This window comes from Paractinoplanes atraurantiacus (genome assembly GCF_900215205.1).
Classification (GTDB): domain Bacteria; phylum Actinomycetota; class Actinomycetes; order Mycobacteriales; family Micromonosporaceae; genus Actinoplanes; species Actinoplanes atraurantiacus.
The window spans coordinates 1-11845 of record NZ_OBDY01000046.1 but is presented as its reverse complement, the minus strand read 5'-3'; the positions used below and the strand labels follow the sequence as shown (position 1 = coordinate 11845).

Annotated in this window: 9 protein-coding genes; 6 read left to right on the top strand and 3 right to left on the bottom strand. The window is 72.7% G+C overall.

The genetic code is table 11. The features are described from left to right. Nucleotides 1-66 precede the first annotated feature (66 nt). The 5 genes from CRP55_RS48765 (at nucleotide 67) to CRP55_RS48745 (ending at nucleotide 8528) form a co-directional block, all read left to right on the top strand. Nucleotides 67-2838, top strand: a complete 2772-nt coding sequence (locus CRP55_RS48765) for an SWIM zinc finger family protein (protein ID WP_097328938.1) — start codon at nucleotides 67-69, stop codon at nucleotides 2836-2838. A gap of 77 nt (nucleotides 2839-2915) precedes the next feature. Next, the gene (locus CRP55_RS48760) at nucleotides 2916-3977 is read left to right on the top strand and encodes an ATP-binding protein (RefSeq protein WP_097328937.1); all 1062 of its coding nucleotides are present in this window, start codon (nucleotides 2916-2918) and stop codon (nucleotides 3975-3977) included. Beyond that, nucleotides 3970-6417 carry a DUF5682 family protein gene (locus CRP55_RS48755; RefSeq protein WP_097328936.1) on the top strand — a complete coding sequence of 816 codons (2448 nt, stop codon included), beginning with the start codon at nucleotides 3970-3972 and terminating at the stop codon, nucleotides 6415-6417. The genes CRP55_RS48760 and CRP55_RS48755 overlap by 8 nt, the downstream gene beginning before the upstream one ends. Then, the gene (locus CRP55_RS48750) at nucleotides 6414-7637 is read left to right on the top strand and encodes a VWA domain-containing protein (RefSeq protein WP_245923951.1); all 1224 of its coding nucleotides are present in this window, start codon (nucleotides 6414-6416) and stop codon (nucleotides 7635-7637) included. The genes CRP55_RS48755 and CRP55_RS48750 overlap by 4 nt, the downstream gene beginning before the upstream one ends. Nucleotides 7638-7757: 120 nt before the next feature. Further along, the gene (locus CRP55_RS48745; protein WP_097328935.1) at nucleotides 7758-8528 is read left to right on the top strand and encodes a class I SAM-dependent methyltransferase; all 771 of its coding nucleotides are present in this window, start codon (nucleotides 7758-7760) and stop codon (nucleotides 8526-8528) included. A 107-nt stretch (nucleotides 8529-8635) separates the two neighbouring features. Here the strand turns inward: CRP55_RS48745 and CRP55_RS48740 are convergent, their stop codons facing one another. The 3 genes from CRP55_RS48740 to CRP55_RS48730 form a co-directional block, all read right to left on the bottom strand. Further along, nucleotides 8636-9778, bottom strand: a complete 1143-nt coding sequence (locus tag CRP55_RS48740; protein ID WP_097328934.1) for a DUF5925 domain-containing protein — start codon at nucleotides 9776-9778, stop codon at nucleotides 8636-8638. Nucleotides 9779-9860: 82 nt separating this feature from the next. Further along, on the bottom strand, nucleotides 9861-10298 hold the full coding sequence (locus tag CRP55_RS48735; protein ID WP_097328933.1) for a nitroreductase family deazaflavin-dependent oxidoreductase: 438 nt from the start codon (nucleotides 10296-10298) through the stop codon (nucleotides 9861-9863). Nucleotides 10299-10307: 9 nt separating this feature from the next. Then, entirely contained in the window at nucleotides 10308-10748 is a 441-nt protein-coding gene (locus CRP55_RS48730) for a multicopper oxidase domain-containing protein (RefSeq protein WP_245923949.1), read from the bottom strand. 178 nt (nucleotides 10749-10926) lie between these two features. Between CRP55_RS48730 and CRP55_RS48725 the strand changes: the two genes are divergently transcribed. Further along, entirely contained in the window at nucleotides 10927-11820 is an 894-nt protein-coding gene (locus CRP55_RS48725; RefSeq protein WP_097327380.1) for an IS982 family transposase, read from the top strand. Nucleotides 11821-11845 lie beyond the last annotated feature (25 nt).

Below are 11845 nucleotides of genomic sequence, written 5' to 3'. Positions count from 1 at the left end.
TCATGGCACTCACCAGGGCGATCCGGTGCCGGGAAAACTGTCGTACCCGCGGCCTAGGGTCTTCTCGTGTCCGTTGAACGATGGTCCACCGCCCAGGTCGAGGCGCTCGCCCCCGACGCCGCGTCACTCAAGGCCGGCCGCGGCCTCTCCGCGCCGTTGTCCTGGTCGGCGACCGGGCGGCTCGACGACATCCTCTGGGGACAGTGCCGCGGCTATCAGGTGTGTGCCGACCTGACCGGCCCGGCGTACCGGTGCTCCTGTCCCAGCCGCAAGATTCCCTGCAAGCATGCCCTCGGCCTGCTCATGCTCTGGGCCGACACCGGCGTGGCGACCGCCCCGGCGCCCGATTTCGCCCGCGAGTGGCAGGCCGCCCGGGCCGCGAGGGCCACCGCCAAGCCCCGGGCCGCCGCGACTCCCGACCCGGCCGCCGCGGCCAAGCGGGCCGAGCAGCGCGCCGAGCGGGTGGCCGGCGGCATGACCGAGCTTCGCCGCTGGCTCGACGACCAGATCCGCCAGGGCCTGGCCGGGGCGCAGCGGGCGGGCCATCAGCCGTTCGAGGCCATGGCCGCCCGCCTGGTCGACGCGCAGGCGCCCACCGCCGCGAGCGCCGTGCGGCGCCTGGGCACCGTCGCCGGCATCGGCCCGCACTGGGCCGACCGCCTGCTCGGCGAGCTGGCCCTGCTCCGTCTGCTGGTCACCGGATACGACCGGCTGGCCGAGCTGCCGCCCGAGCTGGCCGCCACGGTGCGCACCCGCATCGGCTTCCCGATCGCCACCGAGGATGTTCTGGCCGGCCCCCGCGTCGCCGACCGCTGGCAGGTGCTCGGCCAGGTCGAGGTCGACGACGGCGCGCTGACCACCCGGCGCACGTGGCTGCGCGGGTCGCGGGGCCGATTCGCGCTGGTCCTCTCGTTCGCCGCGCCCGGTCAGCCGCTCACCTCCGACCTGGTGCCGGGCACGGAGTTCCGGGGCGAGCTGGCGTTCTACCCGGGGGCCGCCCCGCTGCGGGCGCTCGTCGCGAGCCGGGACAGCGCGGCCGAGCCGTTCGGCGTTGCCGAGGGTGCGACGACGATCGCCGACGCGCTCCTGGGCTACAGCACCACGGTCGCCGCCGAGCCCTGGCGGTTCGACGCTCCCGTCCTGCTCGACGGCGTCATACCCACTGACGACGGCTGGCTGGTCGACGCGACCGGCGCCGCGCTGCCGCTGGCCCCGGGCCACAGCGAGCCGTGGTGGCTGCTCGCGGCGGCCGGCGGCCGGCCCGCGACAGTGGCCGGCGAGTGGTCTCCCGCCGGTCTGCGCCCGCTCGCCGCCTGGGCCGAGGGCGCCTTCGTGGCCGCCGGCTCACCCCTGCCCACCGCCGGCGCTCCCCGGCGGCCCGAGCTGCCGCCCGAGTTGCTCGCGGCCGCGCTGGTGGGGACGAACAGGCGCCCATGGTCCGGTGACTCCTCGCTGCTCGACGCCGCCGCCGTCGCCCTCACCCGGCGGCGGGCCGGCGTCCAGCCCGCCACCGGCCACGCGGGCGTGCCCGCGGCGCCGGCCGAGACCACGGCCCCGTTGCCCGGCCCCGCCGGCACCAGGCTGATGCGCATCCTCGGCGAGGGGGTGCCCGGCGGCGCCCAGCTCGCGCAGGAGCTGCTGAGCCAATGGCTCGCGGCCGCGCGCGAGCTCGGCGCGCACGTCCCGCCGGTCGCGCTGCCGGCGCTGCTCGACGCCGGGCGCCGCAACTCGATCATCCGGCCCGCGCTGGCCCGGGTCGCCGGCGCGCGGGGCGTGTGGCTGGCCGGCATGCGCGACGAGTGGCGATGGCTGCGCGACGAGGCGCAGGCGCCGTCGTCCACCGCGGCCTTCGACTGGCAGACGGGCAGCTCCGGCGAGCGGCTCGGCCACCTGGCCACACTGCGGCGAACCGATCCCGCGCGCGCCCGCGAGCTCGTGGAGAGCACGTGGTCGCAGGATTCTTCCGACGACCGCGCGCGCTTCGTCGCCGCGCTCGTCACCAACCTGTCCGCGGCCGACGACCCGTTCCTCGAGCGGGCCCTCGACGATCGCCGCAAGGAGGTGCGCGAGGCCGCCCTCGAGCTGTTGCGCCGCCTTCCCGGCTCCGCCCTGCGCGACCGGATGGCCGAGCGGGCCCGGGCCGCCGTGCGGCGGGAACGCCGCGTGATCGGGGCCGACCGGCTGATCGTTAACCCGCCCGAGGAGCTCGACCCGGGCCTGCGGCGCGACGGTGTGGCGTCCACTCCGGCGCGTGGCATCGGCGTGAGCGCCTGGCTGCTCGAGGAGATCGTCGCCGGGGCGCCGCTCGACACGTGGTCCGATCCCGCCACGATGCTGAGGCTCGTGCGGGGCAACGACTGGGAGTCACCGCTGCTGCATGGCTGGGCCAAGGCCGCCGTGGCGCAGGAGGAGGTCGGCTGGGCGATCGTCCTGCTCAACGAGGTGGGCGGGACGCTGCGCGAGTCGGTGCGGTGGGATCTTCATCTGGTGCTGCCGGCCGTCGAGCTGGGCCGGCTCGCGGCCGACGCGCTGCGCCGCGAGGACCCGATGGCCAACCGGCTGCTCGCGATCCATCCGGGCCGGTGGCCCGACGAGCTGTCGGTCGCGGTCCTCGAGACGATCGCCCATCGCGCCCGCAACGACCGGCACAGCTGGCAGCTGGGCGAGCTGTGCCGGGCGGCCGCGCTGGCCATGCCACCGGCGTACGCCGATCTGGTGGGCCGTCTCGCCCTTCAGCTCGACCAGGAGCCGGCCGACGCGTCCCGTGTCCGGCCGGTCGCCGACCTGGCCCGCACGCTGACCTTCCGCCAGGAGATGTTCGACGAGTTGAAGTCCTGAAACCGAGATCCACAACGGAATTTTTGTCAGAGGCGAGCAGTAGCGTTCGGTTCTGGCCGTCAGACAGAGGAGTTCGAGTGACCGCACTGCGCCCCCATGCCGAGGACCAGTACGCCGAGGAGCTGGCCCTGCTCGCCTCCACCGACGACCGTCCGCGGCCGCCCGGCTGGCGTCTTTCGCCGCAGGCCGTGGTGACCTACCTGCTCGGCGACGGCGCGAAGATCACCCCCAAATACGTGGGCCCGCGCCGGCTCATGGAGGTGGCGGTGTCCACGCTGGTCACCGATCGGGCGCTGCTGCTGCTCGGCGTGCCCGGCACGGCCAAGACGTGGGTCTCCGAGCACCTGGCCGCCGCCATCTCGGGCGACTCGACGCTGCTGGTGCAGGGCACCGCCGGCACGGCCGAGGAGGCGATCCGCTACGGGTGGAACTACGCGCGGCTGCTGGCCGAGGGCCCGACCGACGCCGCGCTGGTGCCGAGCCCGGTGATGCGGGCGATGCGGACCGGCTCGATCGCCCGGCTCGAGGAGCTGACCCGCGTGCCGTCCGACGTGCAGGACGCGCTGATCACCATCCTCTCCGAGAAGACGCTGCCGGTGCCCGAGCTCAACACCGAGGTGCAGGCCGAGCGCGGCTTCAACCTGATCGCCACGGCCAACGACCGCGACCGCGGGGTCAACGAGCTCTCCAGCGCCCTGCGCCGCCGCTTCAACACCGTGGTGCTGCCGGTCCCCGCGTCGGCCGACGACGAGGTCGAGATCGTGGCCCGCCGGGTGGAGCAGCTCGGCCGCTCGCTCGACCTGCCCGAGGTCCCGGCCGCGATCGAGGAGATCCGCCGGGTCGTGACCGTCTTCCGCGAGCTGCGCGGCGGCCTCACCGAGGACGGCCGCACCAAGCTGAAATCACCCACCGGCACGCTCTCCACGGCCGAGGCCATCTCGGTCATCACGAACGGGATGGCGCTGGCCGCCCACTTCGGCGACGGGCGCCTGCACCCGGGTGACGTGGCCGCCGGCATCGTCGGCGCTGTCGTCAAAGACCCGGTCTCCGACGGCGTCGTCTGGCGTGAATACCTCGAGACGGTCGTGCGCGAGCGGGCCGACTGGCGCGACTTCTACCGGGCCGCCCGCGATGCCTGAGCGGCTCTACGGCATCCGTCACCACGGCCCCGGATCGGCGCGGGCCGTGGTGCTGGAGCTCGCCCGGCAGCGCCCCGACGTGCTGCTGGTCGAGGGCCCGCCGGAGGCCGACGGGCTGGTGCGATGGGTGGCCGGCAACGGACTCGAGCCGCCGGTCGCCCTGCTCGGCTACGCGGCCGACGATCCGCGCCGGGCGGCGTTCTGGCCGTTCGCTGTCTTCTCCCCGGAGTGGCAGGCGATCCGCTGGGCCGTCGAGCACGACGTGCCCGTCCGGTTCTTCGACCTCCCTTTCGCCTACCGGTTGACCGGTGACAGCCAGGCAGCGCCGCCGCCCGGATCCAACGGTGACGGGGAGCCGGCCTCCGACGAGCCCGAGGCGGATCCGGGCGGACATCCCGTCGAGGCCGGGCCGGGCGGGGACGCGGGTTCGCGGCGGCCCGTCGATCCGATCGGGGAGCTGGCCGCGGCGGCCGGATACGACGATCCGGAGCGCTGGTGGGAAGACGTCGTCGAGCATCGGGGCATGCCGGCGTTCGAGGCGATCGCCGAGGCGATGACCGCGATCCGCGACAGCTCTCCCGAGGATCCCGACGATCTGGTGCGCGAGGCGTACATGCGCACGGTCCTGCGGGAGACCCGTAAGAAGTACGACGAGATCGCCGTCGTGTGCGGGGCCTGGCACGTGCCGGCGCTGGCCCGCAAGGTCGCGCTCAAGGACGACGCCGCGCTGCTCAAGGGGCGCCGGAAGGCCAAGGTCGATTTCACCTGGGTGCCTTGGACGTACGGGCGGCTGGCCTCGTGGTCCGGTTACGGCGCCGGAGTGCGGTCGCCGGGGTGGTACCACCACTTGTTCACCTCGGCCGACGAGGTGGTGCCGCGGTGGCTGGTCGACGCGGCCGGTGTGCTGCGCGCCGAGGGCGTCCCGACGTCGTCCGCGCACGTCATCGAGGCGGCGCGGCTGGCCGAGGCGCTCGCGACCATGCGCGGGCGACCGCTGGCGGGGCTGGCCGAGGTCACTGAGGCGGCCGAGGCGGTGATGTGCGACGGCGAGCCGCTGCGGGTGGAGCTGATCAACCGCAAGCTCGTGGTCGGTGAGCGCCTCGGCGCGGTGCCCGACGACATGCCGTCCGTTCCGCTGGCCAAAGATCTCGCCGCGCAGCAGCGGGCGGCCCGGCTCAAGCCGGAGGCGCTCGAGCGCGCCCTCGACCTCGACCTGCGCAAGGAGACCGATCTGCGGCGCAGCCGCCTGCTGCACAGGCTACGCACCTTCGACGTGCCGTGGGGCGAGCCCACCGCCACCCGGCGGGGCACCGGCACGTTCCGCGAGGAGTGGCGGCTGCGGTGGCAGCCGGAGTTCGCCATCCGCCTGGTCGAGGGCAGCATGTACGGCACCACAGTGGCCGCCGCGGCCACGGCCAAGGTGGTGCGGGCGGCCGACCGGGCGGAGACTTTGGCCGACGTGACGGCGCTGGTCGAGACGTGCCTGCTGGCCGACCTCACCGAGGCGTACCCGCAGGTGCTGGCCGCTCTCGACGTGCGCGCCGCCCTCGACGCCGACATCAACCATCTGATGGCGGCGATCCCGGCGCTGGCCCGCACGCTCCGGTACGGCGACGTGCGCCGCACCGACGTGGCCGGGCTCGCGACCGTCACGGCGAGCCTGCTCGGCCGGGTCTGCGCCGGGCTGCCGTCGGCGGTCGGCTCGCTCTCCGACGAGGCGGCCAAGCTGCTGCGCGACCGGATCGACGGGGTGCACGCGGCGGTGGGCCTGCTCGAGGACGACGAGTTGCGGGAGCGCTGGGTGTCCACGCTCGAGTCCGTGGCCGGGCGGGCCGACCTGCACGGGCTGCTCGCCGGGCGGCTCACCCGGCTGCTGCTCGACGCCGGCCGGCTCGACGGGGCCGAGGTGCGCCGCCGCCTGCGTCTGCCGCTGACCGTCGGCACGCCGCCGGCGCACGGGGCGGCCTGGGTGGAGGGCTTCCTGTCCGGCGGTGGGCTGCTGCTCGTCCACGACGAGGCGCTGCTGCGCCTGCTCGACGACTGGCTCGCCGACATTCCGGCCGACGCCTTCGACGACGTGCTGCCGTTGCTGCGCCGCACCTTCGGCGCGTTCGACGCGGGCGAGCGGCGCGCCATCGGCGAACGGGTGGCCGGTCCCCGAGCCGCGCCGGAGACCGAGGCCGGCGGCCTCGGCTTCGATCCGGAGCGAGCCGATCTCGCCCTGCCCACGCTGGCGGCCCTGCTGGGCCATGAGATCAGCCCCCACGAAGGCCAGGCAGACCACGCCGTCACAGGCCACGCAGGCACGAGCAGCGCGAACGCGACCAGCGCAGCCGCGACCGGAGCAGCCGCGACTAGCGCAGACACGAGCAGCGCAGACACGAGCAGCGCAGACGCGACCAGAGCAGCCGGCGCACACGCAGGCGGGGAGGTGCGATGAGCGAGAGCGAGGACACGACCGACGCGGGGTCGGCGGATCCGGCGAAGCGGGAACGGCTGCGGCGCTGGCGGATGGTGCTCGGCGGGTCGTCCGAGGAGGCGCTGGGCAAGGCCGAAGGTCGTGACGGCGCGATGGACTCGGCGCTGGCCGCGCTCTACGACGCGGGCGGGGCCGACGGGGAGGGCGAGCGGAGCAGCAAGCGGTCGGCCGGGCTGGGCAGTTCGGCGCCGAAGGTGGCCCGGTGGCTCGGCGACATCCGGGAGTACTTCCCGAGCACGGTCGTGCAGGTCATGCAGTCCGACGCGATCGACCGGCTCGATCTCACCCGGCTACTGCTCGAGCCCGAGATGCTCGCCGCCGTCGAGCCGGACGTTCATCTGGTCGGCACGCTGCTCTCCCTCAACCGGGTCATGCCCGACAAGACCAAGGACGCTGCGCGCCAGGTCGTCCGTACGGTGGTCGAGCAGCTGGAGAAACGCATCGCACAGCAGACCCGGGCGGCGGTCAGCGGAGCCCTCAACCGGGCCGCCCGGATCAACCGGCCGAAGCACGCCGACATCGACTGGGACCGGACCATCCGGGCCAACCTCAAGCACTACCAGGCCGAGCACCGCACAGTGATTCCCGAGCGGCTGATCGGCTACGGCCGGCGGACCACGGCGGTACAGCGGGATGTGGTGCTCTGCGTCGACCAGTCGGGCTCGATGGCGGCGTCCGTGGTCTTCTCGGGCGTGTTCGCGGCGGTGCTCGCTTCGATGCAGTCCCTGCGCACCTCGCTCGTCGTCTTCGACACCGCGGTCGTCGATCTCACCGACCAGCTCGACGATCCGGTCGAGGTCCTCTTCGGCACCCAGCTCGGCGGCGGCACCGACATCAACCGGGCCATCGCCTACAGCCAGCAGCTGATCACGCGGCCGCGGGACAGCATCTTCGTGCTGATCAGCGACCTGTACGAGGGTGGCGTGCGCGAGCAGATGCTGCGCCGGGTCGCGGAGATGACCGCGGCCGGTGTGCAGGTGGTCGTTCTGCTCGCGCTCTCCGACGAGGGGGCGCCGGCCTACGACCACGAGAACGCGGCGGCTTTGGCCGCGCTGGGAGTGCCGGCCTTCGCCTGTACGCCGGACGCGTTCCCGGAGCTGATGGCCACCGCCATCGAGCGGCGCGACCTGAAGGCGTTCGCCGAGCGCCTCACCGACGAACGGAAGGCAGGTGGTCGATGACGCCGGAAGGGACCGGCGAAGGCCGGGAACGCGTCGATGACGGCGCAACGGGATGACCGCGGAACGGGACGACGGCGGAACGGGTTGTGTGTGCCGATCGCGGTAACTAGCGTAAGTGGCATGAGTGCTTACTTGAGCAACCCGCTGGTGTGGCAGGAAAGCTGGGACCGTCAGCAGGAAGCGTTCATGCCCGACCGGGAGGAGCGGTTCCGGGCGATGCTCGACGCGGTCGCGGCGGTCGCCGGCGGGAAGCCGCCGCGGGTGCTCGATCTGGCCGGCGGCACCGGCACGATCTCGTTGCGGGCGCTGGCGCGGTTCCCGGGTGCTGAGGTGACGGTGCTCGACCAGGATCCGGTGCTGCTGGCCATCGCCGGGGCGACGCTGCGGGAGCGGGCGACCATCGTCGACGCCGACCTCGGCGACGCGGGCTGGCGGGCGAAGCTGCCGGGCGGGGGCGAGGAAGGGTTCGACGCGGTGCTGACCGCTACGGCCCTGCACTGGTTGCCGGCCGAGCGGGTGGCCACGCTGTACGGCGAGGTCCGGGAGGTGCTGCGGCCGGGCGGGATCTTCGTGAACGCCGACCACATGCCGGAGGACTCGCTGCCGACGCTGTCGGAGCGGCTGCGCGATCACGCCCGGGAGCTGCGCGAGGCGCGCTACGCGACGGGGGCGGCCACGTCCTGGAGTGACTGGTGGGCGGCCGCGGCGGCCGACGAGTTCCTCGCGCCCAAGGCGGTCGAGCGCGAGCGGATCTACCCGGCGACGCGCCACAGCCAGGAGTGGACCCCGCCCGCACTGTGGCACGTCGACGCCCTGCGCGTGGCCGGCTACACCGAGGCCGGCGTCCTCTGGCGCGGCGGCACCGACGCGGCCGTCGTCGGCCTCCGCTGACCGCGGGCCGACAAGCTGCAGGCCCGGCCCACCCGACGCACGGGTGAAGGCCGGGCACGAGGAAGGCCGGGCACGAGGAAGCCCGCCGGCGCCGGGGTGCGGGTGGTTTACAGGTACATGCCCGTGGCCGGCTCTGTCTTGGGGACTGTTACGGGCTCGGTGCCGGTTTTGAGGGCGTACAGCTCGGCCAATGTGGCGCCGGAAGGGCCGATGCCTTGGGAAGTGCCCAGCCAGGCTGCGGCCTCGGTGTGCGGGAGGCGGCCCACCTCGATGCTGGCCAGGCAGCGGCCCGGGCGGACCACCGCGGGGTGCAGGGAGGCCAGGTCCTCGTTCGTGGTGATGGCGATCAAGGCGTTGCGGCCCTGGCCCAGCAGGCCGTCGGTCAGGTTCAGCAGGCGGGACAGGGACTGGCCGGCGCTGGCCTTGGCCTCGCCGCTGATCAGCTCGTCGCAGTCCTCCAGCATGAGCAGGCGCCAGCGCGGCTCGTCCTCGTCGTCGCTGCCCAAGGCCACGCTCATCAGGTAGGCCGGGTCGCTGAACAGGCGCTCGGGGTCGAGGACGCAATCGACCTGGCACCAGCTGCGCCACTGCTGGGCGAGGGCGCGCAGGGCCGTCGTCTTGCCGGTGCCCGGCTCGCCGTGCAGCAGCAGGAGGCGGCCGTTGACCGCCGTACCGTCCAAGGCCATCAGCTTCTCGAGAGTCCGCGTCACCGGGCCGGCGTAGTTCGCGGAGATCTTGGCCCAGGGGGCGGCGTCGATCTCGCGCTGGACGCGGCGGGGACCGTGCGGGCCGAAGTGCCAGAAACCGATCGGCACGCTGTCGCTCGCCGGGGCCGGCTCCTCGACCGCGTCCTTCGTCGCCGCCTCCAGGACCGACTCGGCCAGCTCGGCCGTGATCGCGGTGACCGTGACGCGGGCCCGGCGGCTCTGCTTCCAGCGGGTGACGTGCAGCGTCCAGCCCTCGCCGACCGACAGGCGGCCCTGGCCGTCCTCGTCGACCGCGTCGCGCACCACCCGGGCGTCCTCGGTGGTGAGCGCGGCGTCGGCCTTCACGTTCTCCAGGTAGCGGCTGCGCCCGAACGGCTCGCGGCCGGTGACGAAGCCGTCCAGCGCGAGCAGATCCACCACATCGACGAGGCGGTCGCCGTCGTCCACCGCCCCGGCCAGGGGCAGCGGCGCGGCGACGGCCGGCAGCGCGGCCGCCTCGTGCCGGGTGCCGAGCCGGTCAACGGCCTGGTGGGGAGTGCGCATCACTCCATGATCGAGCTTCGATGCCCGAATGGCACCCTGTTTTTCGCCAGTTGGCCCGATCGGGGCGCACCGAACGGCGTCCCTACGAAGCGCGCTCCAAGAGGAACACGGGGATGAGGCGTGACGTCTTGGTCTGGTAGACGGCGTAGTTGGGGAACGCCGCCACCGCCCGCTCCCACCACACGTCGCGCTCGGCGCCGGAGAGCTCGCGGGCCTCGTAGTCGTGCCGGGACGGGCCGTCCTGCAGCTGGACCCGAGGGTTCTTACGCAGGTTGTAGACCCACACCGGGTTCTTGGGGGCGCCGCCCAGCGAACCCACCGCCACGTACGCGCCCTCGTGCTCGACCCTCATCAGCGGTGTCTTGCGCAGCTTGCCGCTCTTCGCGCCGATCGATGTCACCAGGACGATCGGCTTTCCCTGGATCTCGTTGGCGAGGGCGCCGTCCGACGCCTCGTAGCTCTCGGCCTGCTTGCGGGCCCACCCGGACGTGCTCGGCTCGTACTCTCCCGTGAGTGGCATGCCGCCAGGCTATTCGGGACTGTTCCCCGCGTCACCGCCGACCCGGTAGGCGGTGCCCACCCCCACGTAGGCCAGGTGCGCCAGCAGCCCGTCGGCGGCGTGGTCCAGATTGTGGCAGTGGTCGGCCCAGATGCCCGGGTTGTCGGCGACGAAGGCGATCTCGTACGTCTCGCCGTCGCCCACGTTCAGCGAGTCGAACCACCACGGGCTGCCGCTGGCGGCCACCCCGTCGCGGCTGAGCACGACCGCGTGATGGCCGTGCAGGTGCATCGGATGCACGTCCCCGCTCGTGTTGGAGATCGTCATGCGGACGATGTCGCCACGGTGGACCATGTACATCGGCACGTCCGGGAACAGCTTGCCGTTCACCGACCACCAGAAGCCGGGCACGCCGTCGAGGAAGCCGATCCGCCGCCCGATCCGGTAGTCGAAGTGCCGCGCCGCCTTCAAAGGATCCAGTCCGAGCGACGCCGGAACCCCGCACGACAAAAGGTCTAGACGAGTAATTCCTAACGCCTTCTAGTCGCGTGTACATGCACAGGTGCACTGCACACATGTCGTGTGCAGGTGACATGCATACGTGCAGATGTAGTCAGGCGTAAAGGTGAAGGGTGTTGATGATCCGTTTGTGACGACAGACCTCAACACCCTTCTGACCGCACTGTACGTGAAGATCGACGACTGGCTCGGGCGGCCACCTCGGGTCGGGCGCCCACCCAGGCTTTCCGACGCTGAACTGCTGACCGTGGCGGTGGCTCAGGCCCTGCTCGGGATCCGCTCGGAGGCCCGGTGGCTACGGTTCCTGCCACGGCATCTACCCGGCGCGTTCCCCTATCTGCCCGGGCAATCGGGCTACAACAAGCGTTTGCGAGCGGCGCTGCCGTTGCTGAAACGAGCGATCCGGCTGATCGCCGCCGACACCGATCTGTGGCACGACGATGTGTGGGTCACCGACTCCACGCCGGTGGAATGCGGACGGTCCCGGCCGACCGTCAAACGCTCCGAGCTGGCCGGCTGGGCCGGCTACGGCTACTGCTCGTCACACTCGCGGTTCTTCTGGGGACTGCGCCTGCATCTGATCTGCACCCCGGCCGGGCTGCCGATCGCCTGGTCCCTGGCCACCGCCAAGACCGATGAGCGGCACGTCCTGGCCGCCGCTCTGGAGGAAGATCCACAGCTACTGACGTCGCGGGCCGGGCAGATCATCATCGCTGACAAGGGCTACGTGTCCGCCGAACTCGACCGGTGGCTGACCGAGCGTGGAATCCGGTTGCTGCGACCGTCTTACCGCAACCGCACCCCACACCCCGGTGAGCACCTGCTCAAACCCGTTCGTCAGCTGATCGAGTCAGTCAATGACACGCTCAAAGGCCAACTCGATCTGGAACTGCACGGCGGCCGCAGCATCGAAGGCGTCGGCGCCCGCGTCGCCCAACGCCTGCTCGCCATGACCGCCGCGATCTGGCACAACCGCACCACCGGACAACCCCTGACCAGGTCACTGATCGCCTACGACCACTAATCCGAATAAGGACTTACTCGTCTAG